General features: G+C 73.5%; 17 protein-coding genes and 1 pseudogene. 7 read left to right on the top strand and 11 right to left on the bottom strand.

Features of this window, described 5'->3' with window-relative positions; translation table 11 throughout:
- Positions 1-46: 46 nt before the first annotated feature.
- Positions 47-979, bottom strand: a complete 933-nt coding sequence (locus ACSNOB_RS04735) for a diacylglycerol kinase (protein ID WP_436685330.1) — start codon at positions 977-979, stop codon at positions 47-49.
- A gap of 237 nt (positions 980-1,216) precedes the next feature.
- Here ACSNOB_RS04735 and lanKC point away from each other — a divergent pair, with 237 nt between their 5' ends.
- From lanKC to ACSNOB_RS04760, 5 genes are all read left to right on the top strand, one after another.
- The gene (gene lanKC / locus ACSNOB_RS04740; RefSeq protein ID WP_436685331.1) at positions 1,217-3,823 is read left to right on the top strand and encodes a class III lanthionine synthetase LanKC; all 2,607 of its coding nucleotides are present in this window, start codon (positions 1,217-1,219) and stop codon (positions 3,821-3,823) included.
- 6 nt (positions 3,824-3,829) lie between these two features.
- Complete coding sequence (locus tag ACSNOB_RS04745; protein WP_013734295.1) at positions 3,830-3,949, top strand: SapB/AmfS family lanthipeptide; 120 nt, start codon at positions 3,830-3,832, stop codon at positions 3,947-3,949.
- A gap of 71 nt (positions 3,950-4,020) precedes the next feature.
- Positions 4,021-5,748: an ATP-binding cassette domain-containing protein gene (locus ACSNOB_RS04750; RefSeq protein ID WP_436685332.1), complete on the top strand. Its 1,728-nt coding sequence runs from the start codon at positions 4,021-4,023 to the stop codon at positions 5,746-5,748.
- Positions 5,745-7,502 carry an ATP-binding cassette domain-containing protein gene (locus tag ACSNOB_RS04755; protein WP_436685333.1) on the top strand — a complete coding sequence of 586 codons (1,758 nt, stop codon included), beginning with the start codon at positions 5,745-5,747 and terminating at the stop codon, positions 7,500-7,502. Before ACSNOB_RS04750 ends, ACSNOB_RS04755 begins: the two co-directional genes overlap by 4 nt.
- A 443-nt stretch (positions 7,503-7,945) precedes the next feature.
- Positions 7,946-8,683 (top strand): DUF4328 domain-containing protein, encoded by a 738-nt coding sequence (locus tag ACSNOB_RS04760; protein ID WP_436685334.1) that lies wholly within the window; start codon positions 7,946-7,948, stop codon positions 8,681-8,683.
- A 3-nt stretch (positions 8,684-8,686) separates the two neighbouring features.
- Here the strand turns inward: ACSNOB_RS04760 and ACSNOB_RS04765 are convergent.
- From ACSNOB_RS04765 to ACSNOB_RS04780, 4 genes and pseudogenes are all read right to left on the bottom strand, one after another.
- Positions 8,687-8,872: pseudogene (locus tag ACSNOB_RS04765) on the bottom strand (IS5/IS1182 family transposase); the annotation flags it as partial.
- A 531-nt stretch (positions 8,873-9,403) separates the two neighbouring features.
- Entirely contained in the window at positions 9,404-10,345 is a 942-nt protein-coding gene (locus ACSNOB_RS04770; RefSeq protein ID WP_436685335.1) for a GNAT family N-acetyltransferase, read from the bottom strand.
- A complete protein-coding gene (locus tag ACSNOB_RS04775; RefSeq protein WP_436685336.1) occupies positions 10,342-10,686 on the bottom strand; it encodes an MFS transporter in 345 nt (114 codons plus the stop codon). Before ACSNOB_RS04775 ends, ACSNOB_RS04770 begins: the two co-directional genes overlap by 4 nt.
- A complete protein-coding gene (locus ACSNOB_RS04780; RefSeq protein WP_436685337.1) occupies positions 10,683-11,300 on the bottom strand; it encodes a TetR/AcrR family transcriptional regulator in 618 nt (205 codons plus the stop codon). Before ACSNOB_RS04780 ends, ACSNOB_RS04775 begins: the two co-directional genes overlap by 4 nt.
- 116 nt (positions 11,301-11,416) lie before the next feature.
- Between ACSNOB_RS04780 and ACSNOB_RS04785 the strand changes: the two genes are divergently transcribed.
- Together ACSNOB_RS04785 and ACSNOB_RS04790 are read left to right on the top strand one after the other, a co-directional pair.
- A complete protein-coding gene (locus tag ACSNOB_RS04785) occupies positions 11,417-12,757 on the top strand; it encodes an MFS transporter (protein WP_436685338.1) in 1,341 nt (446 codons plus the stop codon).
- 232 nt (positions 12,758-12,989) lie between these two features.
- Positions 12,990-13,187, top strand: a complete 198-nt coding sequence (locus ACSNOB_RS04790) for a hypothetical protein (RefSeq protein WP_436685339.1) — start codon at positions 12,990-12,992, stop codon at positions 13,185-13,187.
- 231 nt (positions 13,188-13,418) lie between these two features.
- Here ACSNOB_RS04790 and ACSNOB_RS04795 read toward each other — a convergent pair whose 3' ends face one another.
- From ACSNOB_RS04795 to ACSNOB_RS04820, 6 genes are all read right to left on the bottom strand, one after another.
- Entirely contained in the window at positions 13,419-13,712 is a 294-nt protein-coding gene (locus ACSNOB_RS04795) for a hypothetical protein (RefSeq protein WP_436685340.1), read from the bottom strand.
- Positions 13,713-14,022: 310 nt separating this feature from the next.
- Positions 14,023-14,556, bottom strand: coding sequence for a hypothetical protein (locus tag ACSNOB_RS04800; protein ID WP_436685341.1), 534 nt, complete (start codon positions 14,554-14,556; stop codon positions 14,023-14,025).
- A gap of 200 nt (positions 14,557-14,756) precedes the next feature.
- Positions 14,757-15,758: a GlxA family transcriptional regulator gene (locus ACSNOB_RS04805; RefSeq protein WP_436685342.1), complete on the bottom strand. Its 1,002-nt coding sequence runs from the start codon at positions 15,756-15,758 to the stop codon at positions 14,757-14,759.
- A 567-nt stretch (positions 15,759-16,325) separates the two neighbouring features.
- Complete coding sequence (locus ACSNOB_RS04810; protein WP_436685343.1) at positions 16,326-16,718, bottom strand: hypothetical protein; 393 nt, start codon at positions 16,716-16,718, stop codon at positions 16,326-16,328.
- A complete protein-coding gene (locus ACSNOB_RS04815) occupies positions 16,715-17,152 on the bottom strand; it encodes an SRPBCC family protein (RefSeq protein WP_436685344.1) in 438 nt (145 codons plus the stop codon). The genes ACSNOB_RS04810 and ACSNOB_RS04815 overlap by 4 nt, the downstream gene beginning before the upstream one ends.
- A 135-nt stretch (positions 17,153-17,287) precedes the next feature.
- Positions 17,288-17,722: a YybH family protein gene (locus ACSNOB_RS04820; RefSeq protein ID WP_436685405.1), complete on the bottom strand. Its 435-nt coding sequence runs from the start codon at positions 17,720-17,722 to the stop codon at positions 17,288-17,290.
- Positions 17,723-17,782 lie beyond the last annotated feature (60 nt).

The raw sequence follows: 17,782 nt of genomic DNA on the forward strand, positions 1-17,782 counted from the left end.
GGTCGCGTCACCGCGGACGGTGACGCGACCGGGAGGCCCGGCGCGGTCAGCGCAGCAGGCGCACGGCGGCGGGGACGGCGGTGACGGTCAGCGGGAGGCCCAGGGCGCGCTCGCCGTCGGCGTACGTGGTGATGCCCTCGGCGACCAGCTCGACCGTGCGGGCGCGGTAGCTGCGGACCAGCGGGTGCCCGACGTGGGTGCCCCGGTAGATGCGCGGCTTGACCCGCATCAGGGTGCGCCGGTCGAACCGCCCGCCCACCACCACGTCGAGCAGCCCGTCGGTGGGGTCCGCGTCGGGACAGATCCGCATTCCGCCGCCGTAGCTGGCGCAGTTGCCCACCGCCACCAGCACGGCGTCCACCTCGTGCGTCACCCCGTCGAGCCGCAGCGTGTAGCGGCGCGGACGCAGCCGGGCCAGCTCCACCAGGATCGCCAGGTCGTAGCGGCGCGGGCCGCGGGGCCAGCGCATCCGGTTGGCCCGCTCGTTGACGATCGCGTCGAAACCGGCCGCGAGGACCGCGCCGTACCAGCGGCGCACGCCGTCGGGGCCCGTCATCCGCGCCAGGTCCACCGGGTGGGTGCGGCCGCCGCGCAGCGCAGCCGCGATCACGTCGGCGGCGGCGAGCGGGTCGGCCGGGAAACCGGTGTCGACCGCGAAGTCGTTGCCGGTGCCGGCCGGCACCGGCCCGAACGGCACCGCCGTGCCGGCGACCGCCTGCAACGCGCGGTGCACCGTGCCGTCGCCGCCCACCGCGACCAGGGCGCACGCGCCGTCGCCGACCGCCGCGTGGCTCGCCGCCTCGGCCTCGTCGGCGCTGCCCGCGTGCAGCAGGCGTACCGGCCGACCGGCGGCCGCCAGCCGGTGCAGGACCTGCGGCAGGAGTCCCCGGTGCCGGCCGCGCCCCGCCGTCGGGTTGGCCAGCACGGCGACGGGTCCGCCGGTGGCGGAGGGGTGATCGTCTGCGGTCACGGCGAGCACCGTACCGCCACCGACCAGCGCGGTCGCACCGCCCGCCCCGGCCCGGACGACGGGGGCCCGCCGGCACCCGCGAGGCCGGCGGGCCTGCCGGCGCACCTGACATTTGTCACGGCCGGCCGTGCGGCACGCATCCATCGTCATGACTGATCGCACTGGAAGCGCCATGGCCCGAACGGACAGACTCATATCCGCCAGCAGGGCCGAGGGCTCGACCGAACAGCGGAGGGAGTGGTCACGGTGGACGATCGCTACGACAGCTACTGCGCCGCCGACCGGCTGTTCTACGACTCGCTCGGCAGCGCGGTGGAGCAGCCCACCTTCGCGGCGGCCCGGCGACCGGTGCCCGACGGCTGGCGCTCGGAGCCGCTCGACGACTGGCTCATCTACGCCCCCCAGGGCGGCACGCTGCCCCAGCAGGGCTGGAAGATCCACGTGTCGGCGACCCTGGACAACGCCGAGCGGGTGCTGGACACGGTCTGGGACTACTGCGTCCCGCGGGGGCTGTCGTTCAAGTTCCTCCGCGGCCCCCGCACCCTGCTGCTGCGCAACTCCAAGTACGCCTCCCGCGCGGCCAGCGGCAAGTTCGTCACCGTCTACCCCCGCGACGACGCGGAGCTGGAGCTGGTCTGCAAGGAGCTCGACGAGCTGCTCGCCGGCGAACCCGGCCCGTACATCCTGAGCGACCTGCGCCACGGCGCCGGCCCGGTGTACGTGCGCTACGGCGGCTTCGCCGCCCGCTACTGCCACTCCCCCGACGGGCAGGTGGTCCCGGCGATCGAGGACGACACCGGCACCCTGGTGCCCGACCGCCGCGACCCCGTCTTCCACGTGCCGTCCTGGGTGACGCTGCCCGACTTCCTGGGCCCGCACCTGGCCGCCCGCAACGCCACCAGCACCGACGAGGTGCCGTACCGCATCGAGAAGGTCATCCACTTCTCCAACGGCGGCGGCCTCTACGTCGGCCGCGACCTGCGCACCGACACGCAGGTGGTGCTGAAGGAGGCCCGGCCGCACGCCGGCCTGGACGCCGACGGCACCGACGCCGTCGCCCGGCTGGCCCGGGAGGCCGAGGCGCTGCGCCGGCTCGCCGACCTGCCGCAGGTGCCCCGGGTGCACGACGAGTTCGCCCTCGGCGAGCACCGGTTCCTCGCGCTGGAGTTCATCGAGGGCCGCGCGCTGAACAAGGTCCTGGTCGACCGGTACCCGCTGATCGACGCCGACGCCACGGACGCCGACCGCGCCGACTACACCCGGTGGGCGCTGGACGTGCACCGGCAGGTCGAGGAGGTCGTGCACGCCATCCACGAGCGCGGCCTCGTCTACGGCGACCTGCACCTGTTCAACGTCATGGTCCGCCCGGACGACCGGATCGCGCTGGTCGACTTCGAGGTCGCCGCCCCGATCGAGGGGCACCGCCGGCCGGGCCTGCGCAACCAGGGCTTCGCCGCGCCCCGGGACCGCACCGGTCCCGCCGTCGACCGGTACGCCCTGGCCTGCCTGCGGCTGGCGCTGTTCCTGCCGCTGACCCAGCTGGTCCGGCTGGCGCCGGCCAAGGCCGCGCACCTCGCCGACGTGATCGCCGCGCACTTCCCGGTGCCGAGGGAACTCCTCGACGCCGCCGTGCGGGAGATCACCGGCGCCCCCGCCGGCGCGCCGGCCGACGAACCGGCGGCGGACCTCACCGTCGACGTCGGCCCCGCCCACCGGGAGCGGCTCGCCCGGGCGATCCTCGCCAGCGCGACCATCGAGCGCGACGACCGGCTCTTCCCCGGCGACATCGAACAGTTCCGCAGCGGCGGGCTGAACCTCGCCCACGGCGCCGCCGGCGTCCTGTACGCCCTGCACGTCAGCGGGGCCGGACGCTGGCCCGAGCACGAGCAGTGGCTGGTACGCCGGGCCACGTCGCCCGCCGCCGGCACCCGGTGCGGCTTCTACGACGGCCTGCACGGCGTCGCGTACGCCCTGGAGCTGCTCGGCCGCCGGCAGGACGCCCTCGACGTGCTCGACATCTGCCTGCGGCAGCCGGTCGACGGACTCGACCACAGCCTCGCGGGCGGCCTGTCCGGGATCGCGCTCAACCTCGCCGAGCTGGCCGGGCGCACCGGCGAGACGGCCCTGCGCGACGCGGCCTGGCGGGTCGCCGAGCGGGTCGTCGATCAGCTCGGCGACGACCCGGGACCGGACGTCAGCGGCGGGCGGCACCCGTACGCCGGGCTGTTGCGCGGCCGGAGCGGGCCGGCGCTGCTGCTGGTACGGCTGCACGAGCTGACCGGCGAGCAGGCCCTGCTGGAGCACGCCGCCACCGCCCTGCGTCAGGACCTGCGCCGCTGCGTGGTCCGCCCCGACGGCGCGCTGGAGGTCAACGAGGGCTGGCGCACCATGCCCTACCTCGGGCAGGGCAGCGTCGGCATCGGGCTGGTGCTCGACCAGTACCTGCGCCACCGCGCCGACGAGCGCTTCGCCGAGGCGAGCGCCGGCGTGCGCCGCGCCGCCCGGTCCCCGTTCTACGCGCAGTCGGGCCTGTTCGCCGGCCGGGCGGGCATCGTCGCCTACCTCGCGGCGTACCCCGACGACCCGGGGCTGCGGCGGGAGCTGGCGACGCAGGTGCAGCGCCTGGCCTGGCACGCCCTGCCGTACCGGGACGGCACCGCGTTCCCCGGCGAGCAGCTGCTGCGGCTGTCCATGGACCTCGGTACCGGCACCGCCGGCGTGCTGCTGGCACTCGCCGCCGCGCGGCACGACGCGCCGGTGGGCCTGCCGTTCCTCGCCCCGCTGACGGGCGCCCCCGACTCCCTCGCCGATGCGAGGGCGACCGACCCGACCGACCAGCACGGAAGGAGGTGACACGACATGGCGCTTCTGGACCTTCAGGGCCTGGAGATGGCCCCCGCCGACCGCACCGGCGGCGGCAGCCGGGCGAGCCTGCTGCTCTGCGGCGACAGCTCGCTGTCCGTCACGACCTGCAACTGATCAGGTCGCACGCGAGGCCCTGGGCGGGTAGACGTATCCGCCCAGGGCCGCACGTCTTCGTGGGAGGTCCGATGCCGACGCTGACCGGCTCCGACCGGCTGCTGCGCCGGGTGGTCCGCGACGGCGGCGGCTGGACGGTCCTGCTCGGGGCGGTCGCGCTCACCGGCGCGGCCGCCGAACTGGCGCTTCCGGCGACGCTCGGGCTCGCCGTCGACGCCGCCGTGCGCGGCGACGGCTCCTGGTGGCCGGCCGCCGCCTGCGTCCTGGTCGCCGCACTCATGGTCACCGACGTCCTCGCCGACCTCGCCGGCGGCTACGGCGCGGCCCGGGCCACCGCCCTGCTGCGCCGGCGGCTGCTGCGCCACCTGTTCGCCTGCGACGTGCGCACCGTCCGCCGGTACCCGGTGGGTGACCTGGTGGGCCGGCTCGTCGGCCAGGCCGCCGACGCCGGGCAGGCCGGCACCGCCGTGGTGCTGGGCGTCGTCGCCCTGCTCCCCCCGGTCGGCAGCGTCGTGGCGCTCACCCTGATCGAGCCGCTGCTCGGCGTCACCCTCCTCGGCGGGCTGGCCCTGCTCGCGGTGCTCATGCGCGCCTTCGTCACCGACGCCTCCGCCGCCGTCGGCGGATACCAGCGGGTGCTGGGCGCCATCGCCGGCCGGCTGCTGGAGGCGCTCGGCGGCGCCCGCACCATCGCCGCCGCGGCCACCGCCGACCGGGAACGCGACCGGGTGCTGGCGGCCCTGCCGGAGCTGCGCGGGTACGGGCTGCTCGGCTGGCGGCTGCTGGCCCGGGCGAGCGCCCGCACCGCCGCCGTCGGCCCGCTGCTGCAGGTGGCCGTCGTGGCCGTCGGCGGGTACGCGCTCACGGCCGGCTGGCTCACCCCCGGTCAACTGGTCGCCGCGGTCCAGTACGCCGCCCTCGGCGCCGGGCTCGGCGCGGTGCTGGCCACCCTCAACCGGCTGGTCCGCGCCCGCGCGGCGGCGGGCCGCATCGCGGAGCCGCTGGCCCACCCGGCACGCCGCGACGGCACCGACCCGCTGCCGCCCGGGCGCGGCGAGCTGCGGCTGCGCGGCGTCGGCGTCCGCGCCGAGGACGGGCGGGCGGTCCTCGCCGGGGTCGACCTGACCGTCCCGCCCGGTGCCACCGTGGCCGTCGTCGGGCGCTCCGGCGCCGGCAAGTCGACCCTCGCCGCCGTGGCCGGCCGGCTGCACGACCCGGACGCCGGGGACGTGCTGCTCGACGGGACGCCCCTGCGCCGGTTGAGTCCGGCGGCGCTGCGCCGGGCCGTCGGGCACGCCTTCGACCGGCCGGTCCTGGTCGGCGAGACGGTGCACGACGCGATCGGGCTCGCCCTGCCCGAGGAGTCGGCGCGCCCGCCCGCCGACGACGCCCCGGCCACGGCGCCGGTGCTGGCCGCGGCGCGGGCGGCGCAGGTCGCCGACGTCGTCGCCCGGCTGCCCGAGGGCTTCCGCACCCCGCTGGCGGACGCGCCGCTGTCCGGGGGTGAGGCGCAGCGGCTGGGGCTGGCCCGCGCGTTCCCCGCCGAACGGCTGCTGATCCTGGACGACGCGACGTCCAGCCTGGACACCGCCACCGAACACCGCATCGCGCGGGCGGTGGCCGACGGGGCCGGTGGCCGTACCCGGCTCGTGGTGACCCACCGCGCGACGACGGCGGCGGCGGCCGACCTCGTCGCCTGGCTCGACGGTGGCCGGTTGCGGGCCCTCGCGCCGCACCGGCGGCTGTGGGCCGACCCGGACTACCGGGCCGTCTTCGCGCCCGGCGGTGACGCCCGGTGAGCGGCGTACGCCGCACGACCTGGGCGGCGTTGCGGGCCCGCCGTCGGGCGCTGGGCCGGCTCGCCGCCTGGTCGGTGGCCGAGTCCCTGCCGGCGCTGCTCAGCGGGCTGCTGGTGGCCCGCGCGGTCGACCGGGGCTTCCTGGCCGGCCAGTTCGCCACCGGCCTGGCCTGGCTGGCGGGGCTCGCCGCGGCCGTGCTGGTCGGCGCGGCCGCCACCGGGCAGGTGTACCGCAGCCTCGGGGCCGTGGTGGAGCCGTTCCGCGACGAGCTGGCCGCCCGCGTGGTGCAGGCCGCGCTGCGCGACGCCACCCGGGCCGGCGGCCGGCCCGACAGCGCCGCCGTGGCCCGGCTGACCCACCAGGTGGAGGTCGTCCGGGACACCTTCGGCGGGCTGCTGCTGGTGGTCCGCGGGTTCCTGTTCACCGCCGGCGCGGCGCTGCTCGGCCTGCTCGCCCTGGCGCCGCCGCTGGCGGGCGCGGTGGCCGCGCCGCTGGTGCTCGGGCTGGCCGTGTTCGCGGCCGCGCTGCCGGCGATGGTGGCGCACCAGCGGGCCCAGGTGACCGCCGGCGAGGAACTCGGTCGGGCGGCGGCGTCCGCGCTGGCCGGGCACCGCGACGTGGTCGCCTGCGGCGCGCAGGACCGGGTGGTGACCGGGGTCGACTGGCGGGTCACCGCGCAGGCCGACGCCGAGCGGACCCTCGCGCGGATGGCGGCGCTGCGCAGCCTCAGCCTCGGGCTGGGCGGCTGGTTGCCGGTGGTGGTGCTGTTGCTGGCCGCGCCGTGGCTGGTGCGGCAGGGGCTCAGCACCGGCGCCGTGCTCGGCGCGCTGGTCTACGTCACCACCGGCCTGCAACCCGCGCTGCACGCGGTCGTGCAGGGGGTGGGTGGCGGCGGGCTGCGCTACGCCGTCACCCTGGACCGGATCCTGCGCACCTGCCCGCCGTCCGGGCCGGCCCCGCGCCCGGCGGCGCTCATCGGCCCGGCGCCGCGCCCCGCCGGCCCCGGCGCGCCGGCCGTGCGGGTGCGCGGGCTCACTTTCCGGTACGGCCCGCACGCCCGGCCCGTCCTGGCCGACTTCACCCTGACCGTGGCCGACGGCGAGCACCTCGCCGTGGTGGGGCCCAGCGGCGCCGGCAAGTCCACCCTGGCCGCCCTGGTCGCGGGGCTGGTGCCGGCGGAGTCCGGCACGGTGCACCTGGCCGGCACGCCCGTGGCCACCGCCGCGCCGGACGCGCTGGCCCGGCTGCGGGTGCTGGTGCCGCAGGAGGCGTACGTGCGCAGCGGCACCCTCGGCGACAACCTGCGCTACCTGCACCCGGAGGTGGACGACGCGACCGTCGCGGCCGCGGTGGACGCCCTCGGGGCGCGCCCCCTCGTGACCCGCCTCGGGGGCCTCGCCGCCGAGATCGACCCCGGCGCCCTGTCCGCCGGGGAACGGCAGCTCGTCGCCGCGGTCCGGGCCTACCTCGCCCCCGCGCCGCTGGTGATCCTCGACGAGGCCACGTGCCACCTGGACCCGAGGCTGGAGGCGACCGTAGAGCGCGCCTTCGCCCGCCGCCCCGGCACGCTGGTCGTGATCGCGCACCGGATCAGCTCGGCGACCCGGGCCCGCCGGGTGCTCGTGTTCGACGGCGACCGGCCGCTCGTCGGCACCCACGACGAGCTGCTGCGCCGCTCGCCCACCTACCGCGAGCTGGTGGGCCACTGGCAGGACGTGGCGCCGCCGGCCCGCGTGCCCCTCGCCCGCGCGTGACCGATTCGAGCTGCGCCGCAGCGCGCTTCGCCGCCCGTCGGACCGGGTCGGGTGGGTTTGACGTCGGACATTCTCGGCAGTGTCGCGACGATGCGGTCGAGTGCCTCAGTAGGGTCCGGGACCTTGCCGGAGACTCCGCTGACAACAACGGTGTACCGCTCGTCCGCGGTGGTGTAGGCGGGGGCGAGGGTTGGCCGTCCGCCGCACGGTGTCCGCGGGCCACGCCAACTCGCCGAGCACACGCGACCCGCGGCGTCCGGGCATCCGCAGGGCACGCGGGGTCAAGTCCACCGCATTGATCGTCTAGTCTGCGGCGTCACCTCCCGTCGCCTTTATGGATGGTCACCGTGCAATGCCAGACCTGCGGGGACGCCACGTCTCCGGCTTTCAACGAGTGCCAGCGCTGCAACACGCCGCTTGGTCAGCCGGCGGTCACACCAGGCGTGCCCACGTATCCCGTCCAGGGCCTGGGCACGGCCGCCGCGATCGCCGTTGGCGTGGCGAGCCTGCTGTACCTCCCGAGCGGGCTGTTCCCTGTGCTCGGCGTACGGATCGCCCGCACGGCCGCCGAACGCCTCGACCGCGACCTGCTGCTGGGAGCGGCGATAGCCGAGGTGCTGCTCACCCTGGTCTACGGGCTGGCAATCCTGGCCGCCGCGGTGCTGGTGATCATCTGGACCTGGCGGGTGCGCAAGAACCTGGAGGCATTCCCGGGAGCCCTGCCGACGCTGAGCCCGGCCTGGGCAATCGCCGGTTGGCTGGCCCCCTTCGCCAATGTCGTCGTGCCGGCCCGGGTGGTTGCCAATGTGGCGCGGGACAGCCTCTGGCGGCGGAGCACGCCGGCGCTGGTCGGGGTCTGGTGGACGAGCTGGTTGGTGTTCCACTTCGGGGACCGGATCCTTGCTCTGGTCGAGGACCAGCGGTACAGCCGGCTGACCGAGTGGCCCCGCAGCGAGACGGAGTTCGCCACGTACGTCCGCTACTACCAGGAGGCGCTCGACGCCCGGCTGATCCCTACAGTCGCCTGCCTGGTCGCCGGCGCCTCCTTCATCGTGCTGGTCCGCCGGATCTCCACCGCCCAGCAGGACCGGATCGCGAAAGCGACCCAGGCCCATGAGACGAGCGTGAGCAGCGAGATCCGTGATGGGGGTCGGTCGGCACTGGCAGGCACGGGGACGTGACCCTGTCGCGCGGCGGGGACAGCAACGCAGCTCGGCCAGAACCTTCCAGGTCTTCAGCGTGGCGATGGCCCGCTCGCCGCGGGCACGGAGCCGGGCATGACCACGCTCGACGGCCCGCTGGCGGCGGGACAGTCTGGGTCGGTATCGGTGGCGCTTGAACGGCGTGCGCACACTTCCGCCGGCGCCCTGACAGACCGGCCACACCGATGACAGCGGCAGTCGTGGCCAGCACGCCACCGCCGATCATCCGGCGCGCGGCGAGCACCACGAAGCCGAAGAGGAACAGGGCGACGAGGAAGGCGAGATGCCCCAGGTTCCAGAGGAGACCGGGACCGTACTGCCCATCCACCCCGTCCAGTAGCCGGACCAGGCCGTAGACGATCGTGAGCGCGGGAGCGAGGACAACGACAACGGGTGCTTTCTGCATGCGGTCGATCCTCATTCGTTCGCGGCCCCGAGACATCGCCGACGTCGGCGATGTCTGCCCTCACCCACAAGACCCAGTACGGGGCCTTGGGCTCGGACAGACAGACGGAGGCCCGGGGCATCGTGGTTACCCCAGGCCTCCGCCCACCACGGGTCGAGCTCTCCGCGCGCCGCGCTGTCACCACCACCCCAGTTCCGGTTCTCCTTCAGGCCGTTGGAGGCATGGGCAAATCGTCCAGTCGGACGATGCGGGGCCCAGGCGCGGGGGGCTCGGTAGGTGTGCGGGCTCTTGGGTCAGCGGGTCACGAGTCGGCGCCGGAACTCCAGTCGCTGTGCGAAGGCGTCATAGCCTGCTCGTTCGAAGCCCCTGACCATTGCGATGTTGTCCGCGTCGCAGTCACCTCGGATCTCGGTGGCGCCGGCGGCGGCCAGGAGATGGGTGCCGCGGGCGACCGTGGCGGCCGCGTACCCGTTGCCGCGGTGGCGGGGTGCGACGCCGACGAAGCCGATGACCGGGTAAGTCGGGCTGTGGGCCGGCAGGCTGATCGCGGCGGCGCTGCCGTCGGCGTCGTGGCCGATTTCGTACCAGTGCGGTTCGTGATGGAAGGCGAGTGACTCTGTCCACAGCAGTTCCGCGGCGCCGCGCGGGCCGAGTTCGGCGACGTCGGCGGCGATCAGGGCGTCGCGGGTGTCCGCGACGAGGTCGGTGAGCAGGCCCAGGAATGGCTCGGGCCCGAGGTCGGCAAGCGATCGCCAGCGCAGCCGGTCGTCGGCGAGCGGCAGCTCCCGGTCGGCCGTCCAGCGGTACCGGTGGCCGTCGCGGCTGATGTGGAACCCTTCGGCGAGCAGCAGTTGTCGCCGCTGGTGCGGCTGGTCCTGATGCTGGGGCGGCTGGGCGGGCGAGTCGAGGACGTGGCCCTGCTCCACGGCGCCGGCCGCGCGGGCGGCGTCGCCGGCGTGGGTGAGCAGTCTGCGGCCGGTGGCCAGGTCGGGTTCGTCCCACGGGGCGTGGAGCAGGACGATGTCGCTGGGGACGTCCTTGCCCGGCATGCTCCACAGCACGACGCTGCCGGTGCTGCGCCCGCCGGTCTCGGCGACGAAGCACCATTCGGGCCTGGTGCAGCCCTTGGCCAGCAGTTCGGTGAGGTATGCGGCGGTGGTCGCCGCGCGTTGCGGGTCGGTCTCGCCGATCACGTGGGGTATCTCGGTGGGGTCGGCGGTGCGGATCGTCGTCACGATGTCTCCTCGATGGGTGGTTCGTGCAGGCTACGGATGGCGGAGCACAGCAGCGGGATGAGGGCGGCGCAGCCGGCGGCGGCGGCGATCGCGAGGGCGGCGCGGAGGCCGACGGCGTCGCCGAGCACGCCGCCGAGCAGCCCGCCGAGCGGGATGGTGCCGTAGGACAGCAGCCGGTACGCGGCGACGGTGCGGCCCAGCAGGTGCGGTGGGGTGGCGGCCTGACGGATGCTGGCCGCCTGGATCGCGGTGACGGCGATGCCAATGCCGACGAGTGCCTGGCCCGCGCGGGCAAGCCCATCCGGCCGCGGCGACCGGCATGACCGCTGCGGCTGCTTCATCGCTGTGCCCTCCGGCTGGTGAACAGCCGGTCGAGGTGGTAGCCGACGGCGGCCCGGGCGGTGTCAACAGTGTGGTGGCCGACCAACAAGCTGGTGCCCAGGCCGTGCGCAAGCGCGAGTAGACGGGTGGCCTCGGCGGCGGGGTCGCAGCCGGCTCGCAGCCGATCCTGGACCTGGGCGCGACGCAGGATGTCAGCTAGGTGGACTTCGAGGCGACGCGGACCGTCGACGAACGGCTGTGCCGCAAGGTCGGGGTCGGTCATCGCGAGCACCGCGTAGGAGGTCCAGACGAGGTGGAAGTCTCGGCTGCTCTCGTCGGTCGGCAACGCCTCGGTCAGGAACGCCTCGACGATCGCCCGCGGATCAGCCTCCTGGGGCAGCGCCGCAACGCGTGCGGCCCACCGCTGGTCGCTCTGCTGCTCCAGATGCCGTAAGGCGGCGTGCATGAGTTCAGCTTTGGTGTCGAAGTAGTACTGCACCAACCGCAGTGACACCCCCGCCTCAGCGGCAACCGACCGCATCGTCACCGCGTGCAGTCCGTGACGCGCCGCCACCCGCAAGAGAGCGGCCACCAGACAGGCTCGTCGCTCGACGTGATCCACGGTCCTCGGCATCCGCCCCTCCCCCACAACCTCGAGACAGCTATGTGATACGCCTGTATAGGATACAGGCGTATCACATACCGAGGGGATCGAGCCCGGTGACGAAAAGGCGCTCAGCGCCCAACACCTTGATCGCGCTGGTGTGCGCAGCGCAGTTCATGGTCGTGCTCGACGTTTCCGTCATCAACGTCGCACTGCCATCCCTGCAGCAGGACCTGAACGTCGCCGCCACCGACCTGCCCTGGGCCGTCAACGCCTACACGCTCGTCTTCGCCGGCTTCCTGCTGCTCGGCGGCCGACTCGCCGACCTCCACGGCCACCGGCGCGTCTTCCTGACCGGGCTCGGCCTGTTCACCGCAGCCAGCCTGCTGGCCGGGCTGGCGTCGACGCTGCCGCTACTCGGCATCGCCCGGGCCGGACAGGGCCTCGGCGCGGCCGTCCTCGCCCCCACCACCCTGACCCTGCTCACTACGACCTTCGCCGAAGGCCCGGCACGCCACCGCGCCCTTGCCCTGTGGACCGGCGTCGGCCTAGCCGGTGGAACCGCAGGCAACCTACTCGGCGGACTGCTGACCGAGTACCTGTCCTGGCGGTCCGTGCTGCTGGTAAACGTCCCGCTCGGCGTGGCCGCCCTCGCCACGGCGCCGCGACACCTGTCCCCCGGCCGGCCGGGGCGCCCCCGCCGGCTGGACTTGCCCGGCGCACTCCTGGCCACGGCCGGCCTAATCTGCCTGACATACGCCATGGTGCAGGCCTCCGCTGGCGGACCGGCCGCTCCCCTGACCGTGACCACCGCAGCGGCCGGAGTCATCGCCCTGACCGCGTTCCTCGCCGTCGAGATGCGGGCCGCCGACACGGCGCTCATTCCTCCGCGGCTGCTGCGTGCCCGACACATCGCGCTAGGGAACCTCGCGATGCTGCTGGCCGGCGCCGCCCTCAACCCGATGTGGTACTTCCTCGCCCTGGCCATGCGAGACCTCCTGAGCTATCCGCCGATGCGGATCGGCCTCGGCTTCCTACCCCACACCGTGCTCACCCTCACCGTCGCCATCCTCGTCGCACCCCGGCTGATGCGCCGCGTCCCCGCCCGCGCCCTCGCCATCGCCGGGGCCCTCGTTGTCGCCGCAGGCTTCGCCTGGCAAAGCCAGCTCACCCCGAGCAGCGACTACCTGACCGGCGTCTTCGGGCCGGCAGTACTGATCGCCACCGGCGGCGGGCTACTGAACACACCACTGACCACGATCGTGACCTCCCACGTACCGCACGAAGACGCCGGCGCCGCGTCCGGACTCATGAACACCGCCAAACAGGCCGGCGGTGGACTCGGCCTGGCCGCCCTGGTAGCGATCAGCGCACAGCCAGCCAGCGCCGAGGCGGGATACCAGACAGCATTCCTCGGCATCAGCGCCGTGTGCGGGTGCGTCGCTGCCGCGGCATCGCTCCTGCCATCGCGCGCCAGTTCGTCCTGAGGCGATCGGCGATGCACGGAGTTCTGGCTTCCGTCGGATCGCCGACTGGCTGCGGCAGCCCAAGCACATGACCAGAGCAGCCCAAGCACATGACCAGATCGGAAGAGCACGCCAGCGCACCCTCGGGGGCAACGTTCAGTCGGGGAGGACCAACCACAGCCCCAACCCCCGCTCGGGCTGACAGATACCCACAAGCCGCGTCGCGCGCTCGTGGTGGACGTACCGTCGGAGGGTGGACGTGCTGCTGCGCGGCGGGCCGGGTGACGGACAGGTGGTGCCCGGCGGTGGGGCAACCCTCGTATGGCAGGCCTGCCTATACGAGATCACGACCGAGTACAGCCACCGGCACGGCCGCGGCCTTCGGGTCTACCGGCACCGACCCGACTGCTGCGAGCCGTACGGGCGGGGCGCCGAAGACCGCTGTGAGTGACCCACTCCCCCCTGATTCGCCACCACCCCCCCGCCGAACGATCGAACATGCGTACTGTCGCCGCATGGGCAAGGTCCGGCGTATGCCGGGACGTGCAGCTCATCCGAACGCGCTGGACGGTGGTCGCCGGCGCCGGGGACATCGATACAGGGCAGGTGCGGCGGCGGGGTTCCTCGGGTCCGCGGCGCCGCCAGCGCGGCCGAGTGCCGTTCCGAAGAACTCGCTCACCCCCTACTCGACCGGCGGCTGGGCTGCTGGGCGTTTGGCGTGCCGCCACATGATGCGGCCGAGGATCATGAGCCGGAGGGATTCCAGCGGTAGGACCACCACGAAGAGCATCAGGTCGGTGCCGCCGGCCGGCGCCAATCCGACCCCGGCGAAGGCCAGCAGGCCATTGGTGAGCACCACCGCGCCGGCGATCGCCCCGGCAACCGCGATCCAGCGGGGATAGCGGGCATCGAGGGCGACCGCCAGCCCGGCCAGGAGCATGGTCAACCCGTAGAACGGCCCGTCTGCCAGGCTCACGCTTTTCGGTCGCCAGGCGTGAGGTCGTAGGGCTGCCGTTGGAGGGCGGGAGCCGGCGCGAGGCCGCCGCCAGTTGCGCGCAGGGAGTGAATCGGCGTGCGTCCGTCGCCGCAGCCTGCCCGGTCGGTCAGTCGGTCGCCGCGCCGCGACGACCGGCGGCTCGGGCCGGGCTCTCGGCCGGTCCGGACCGCCGGTCGCCTTCAGCAGCCGCAGCCGAGCAACGACCTCGACGGCGGGTAGGCACGCGCTCCTGCTCTTCCAGGCGCCGACCGCGAGTCTGCGATCAGGTTCCAGATGCGCGCCTGTCTCGTCAGCACAGCAGGCTGAGCCAGTAGGCGCGGTCGTTCATGTAGCTCGGCATGTTGCCGAACCCGTACCCGGCCGTGACGGGTGTCAGGGTGAACCACTCGTCCTCGAATCTGATCTTCGCACCGCCGGTCTGGTTGTTGTACCAGGAGGAGGCGCCACCGCGCTGGCCGGTGGGGAACCCGTACTCCGGGAGTCGGTATGTCCCGCACCGGTAGAAGGCGTAGCCGTAGCCGGCGCGGTTGGCGTCGGCGTGGATGCATGCGCGTCCGGTCCCACACCAGCTGCCAGTGGCGTCCACGTCCGTGACGGTGAGGACGACACCGTCGTTCGGCCAGGCGACCTGATTGGCGGATAGCCGGGTCGCGCGGGGATCGGAGGCCAAAATCTCGGTGATCCGGTCCTCGGCGAGAGTGTTCGGCGGTGACGCGGTGGCGGGCGCCGCCGAGGTGGAGGAGAGCACGATTGTGGTGGTCACGAGGGACAGGGCGAGGAGCATGCCCCTACCTCGCCGGCGCGGTGCTTCAGCGCTGTTCATGGTGACTCCTTGAGGATCGGCAGGTGCTCACGACGGATGTCCGCTGGTGGCACCGGGACAGTGATCGACGCGGCGCCGCGGGCGGGTTGCGGCCCGAGATGAGCTCATGGGCTCACTGTGACCGCACGGCGGGCAGGGGGACGAGGCTGGCCCGACGTCGCGTCAGAAATCCTGGCACTCCTGGCACAGGGACGACTCTTTCAACAGTCCGTGCCCACGCCGAGGGCCGACGACACCGCCCGGTACTGCGACGGCGAAACACCGTACTGCGCGACGAAGGCCTGTCGAAGGGTTTCCAGTGAGGTGAACCCGCACCAGCGCGCGATCATGCCGATCGGGTGGCCGGTGGTCGACAGGAGACGTGCGGCGGTGTCCAACCGGGTGCGACGTACGAAGCGACCGGGCGGCGTACCCAGGTGCTCGATGAACAGCCGGTGCAGTTGCCGGGTGCTGACTCCGCAGTGTCTGGCCAGCGTCGCGGTGTCGAGTGTCGTCGCGAGGTGTGCGGTGACGTAGGCGACGGCCTCACGGACCAGGACGTGGTCCGGGTTGGGTGCGGCGAAGACACTCATCTGCGCCTGGTTGCCGGGTCGCTGCAGATAGGTGACCAGCGCCTGCGCGACGACGCGAGCCAGGTCAGGCCCGTGGTCCTCGGTCACCAGCGCCAGGGTCAGGTCGAGGGCGCTGGTGACGCCGGCGGACGTGGCGACGTGTCCGTCCCGGATGAAGATCGGCCGGGGATCGACGTGAACGGAAGGGTAGCGGCGCGCGAGCACCTCGGCGTAGTGCCAGTGGGTGGTCGCCCGACGGCCGTCGAGCAGGCCAGCGGCGGCGAGCACGGTGGCGCCGGTGCACACCGAGGCGGTGCGTCGGGCAAGCGCGGCGAGCCGTCGGACGTGCGCGACGACCGTCGGTTCGGCGGCGGCGGCCTCGTGTCCCTGTCCCCCGGTTACGACCAGCGTGTCGATCGGTCCCGTCGCGCGCTGCAGCGATCCGCTGCTGTGCACCTCCAGACCCGAGTCGCACCGGATTGTCTGTCCGTGCGGAGAGACCAGCTCCGTGCGGTACAGCGTGCGCCCGGCGATCCGACCAGCCAGGGCGAGCGTGGACGTGACGCAGGCGATGTCGAGCAGTTCGGAACCTTCGTACCCGACCACCACGACCCGTCGTGCGCCCTCTCCGCTCGATGCCGTGGTCGCCATGGCCGCATCCTGTCAGACGGACACCAGCACCTGAACCCGCAGTTTTCGCCCCGCGCCGCCAGCCGGTGTTCCCGGGTCATGGTCGGCGGCCGTCTGGATCTGCCCGACCCGCCCCCATATGGCCTCCGGCTCACCGGCTACACCCTGCACCCTCACCGATCGCTCGACCGGTTGCAGTTCGAAGGCAGGCCGACGAAGCCTCCCGCGCCCGAGGGCCCGCATCGCGGCGTGCGGGTAGCCGAGCTGGCGGCGGACCTCCGTTCGAGGGGTTGTCGCGGCGCCGGGTGGCTGAGATCTGTGGTTGTGGTCTTCGACGAATGCGAGCGGCGGTGCCGAAGGGCACGACCGCACGCGCGATGCCTGAGGTCACCGAGGCCCCGAAGCCGCAGGCCGGCGCTGGTGAGGTGCTGGTGAGGGTGCAGGCGTCGTCGGTCAACGCGTTTGACCTGTCGGTCGCCGGTGGCCACAGGCCGACGCGGACGCGGACGCGGACGCGGCAGACAATCCACTGGTTGGCCCGGTATACCCGGCGACGGCCATTGGGCTCCTTGCGGGCCGCTGTCCGGATCACGCCCGCGATGCGGGAGGCTCGGGCTCTGGCCGGCCAGTCGAGACCAGCCAGCGCCACCGTGGCAGTTCCGCCAGGAACGAGGCGGCTACGAGGATCCAAACGGCGATCGCCGCCGGCAGCGGCCAAGCCAGCCAGGATGCCACCACCGCGGCCACCATGTGCAGAAGCACCAGTCCGATCGTCACGTGTCCGGGTACGGCGACGACGACGTGCTTCTTGTCCCCCGGTGTCGCGAAGATCGTGGGCAGCGCGACGAGCACTACCACCGATGCCACGGCCAGCAGCACCGAATGACCGGCGAGCGCCCACGGGGTGGCCACCCAGGCCACCAGTTCGGTGGCGAAGCGCAGCGCGGAGGCCGGCCCCGGCCGGTTCGGGGATCGGTTCACGCCCGCTTCTCGTTCTCCGCCCGGCCCTTGAGCGCCTCGTTGAGCCGTTCGAAGTCCGCCACCGCGCCGTCGACGACCTTCCCGAACAGCGGCACCAGAATCCCGGAGAACCTCTCGCTCTGCACCACCCGCGTGCCCCCGTCGTGCGGGGTGAGGACGAACAGGTGCTCCCCGTCGAAGATCCCGGGCAGGATCAGCCGGCCCAGCCAGCGCAACTCGGCCGCCTCCCGGGCCACCAGGACGCGCGGCGTGAACGACATCGGACGCCCGGCGGCCGGGAACATGCGCAGGTTCAGGGTGCTGCCGACCCGGGCCTCACCGGCCGCCTCCCGGATGAAGGGATTCCACTGTGCGTAGCGAGGAAAGTCGGTCAGCACCTCCCAGACCCGCTGCGGCGTCGCGTCGATCTGTACCTGCGTCGAGATCTCGCGCATCGGTCCCCCTTCAGTAGGTTCGATCATGGCATCGGTGGATCGGTGGGGGGACCCTGGGGTTCCAGCGCCTGGGAGTCGCCCGGAATTCATACCGAGTGAACGGGGTGCGGAGGAGGAACCGGTCGGGGTGCCGCCCTACCGTTTGCCCTGGTGGACCGCCGGCTCGGCGGTGCCGAACGGGTTGTCGATGACGTACCGCCAGCGGCCGTCGGGACCGCGGCGGGCGACATCGGTGGCGGTGCCCTCGATGTGCACGGGTTGGCCGTCGCGATCGGTGCCGTCAATGCTCCAGTCGACGATGAGCAGGGCGATATCGTCGGCCACGTAGACGTGGCGGGGCCGCACCTCGATGGGAGACCCGAGGTCGAGGAAGCGCTGATTGGCCGCAATCCGGTCGGCACCGGTGACGGGCTGGCCGGGGGCGGTGACGAGTAAGCCTCCGGGTTCGTAGACCTGCTCGACCGCCGCGGCGTCGCCGGAGTTGAAGGCGCGGGCGAACACCGACGGGTGCTCGGCCGCGCTGTCGCTGAGCGGGACACTCTTGGGGTGGATGTGGAGATCGTCAGACATGCTGACAGTCAAGATGCTGCTCGCGAAGGTAACCAAAGGTGAGCGGCGGCTGGGATCGTG

The sequence above is a fragment of the Micromonospora sp. URMC 106 genome (assembly GCF_051386395.1).
GTDB lineage: Bacteria > Actinomycetota > Actinomycetes > Mycobacteriales > Micromonosporaceae > Micromonospora.

Excerpts from the sequence above, each read along its gene's own strand:
- ACSNOB_RS04750 (WP_436685332.1), top strand. The coding sequence starts at position 4,021 with ATGCCGACGCTGACCGGCTCCGACCGGCTGCTGCGCCGGGTGGTCCGC.
- ACSNOB_RS04800 (WP_436685341.1), bottom strand. The coding sequence starts at position 14,556 with ATGAACAGCGCTGAAGCACCGCGCCGGCGAGGTAGGGGCATGCTCCTC.
- ACSNOB_RS04780 (WP_436685337.1), bottom strand. The coding sequence starts at position 11,300 with ATGCCGAGGACCGTGGATCACGTCGAGCGACGAGCCTGTCTGGTGGCC.
- ACSNOB_RS04815 (WP_436685344.1), bottom strand. The coding sequence starts at position 17,152 with ATGCGCGAGATCTCGACGCAGGTACAGATCGACGCGACGCCGCAGCGG.
- ACSNOB_RS04775 (WP_436685336.1), bottom strand. The coding sequence starts at position 10,686 with ATGAAGCAGCCGCAGCGGTCATGCCGGTCGCCGCGGCCGGATGGGCTT.
- ACSNOB_RS04745 (WP_013734295.1), top strand. The coding sequence starts at position 3,830 with ATGGCGCTTCTGGACCTTCAGGGCCTGGAGATGGCCCCCGCCGACCGC.
- ACSNOB_RS04820 (WP_436685405.1), bottom strand. The coding sequence starts at position 17,722 with ATGTCTGACGATCTCCACATCCACCCCAAGAGTGTCCCGCTCAGCGAC.
- ACSNOB_RS04805 (WP_436685342.1), bottom strand. The coding sequence starts at position 15,758 with ATGGCGACCACGGCATCGAGCGGAGAGGGCGCACGACGGGTCGTGGTG.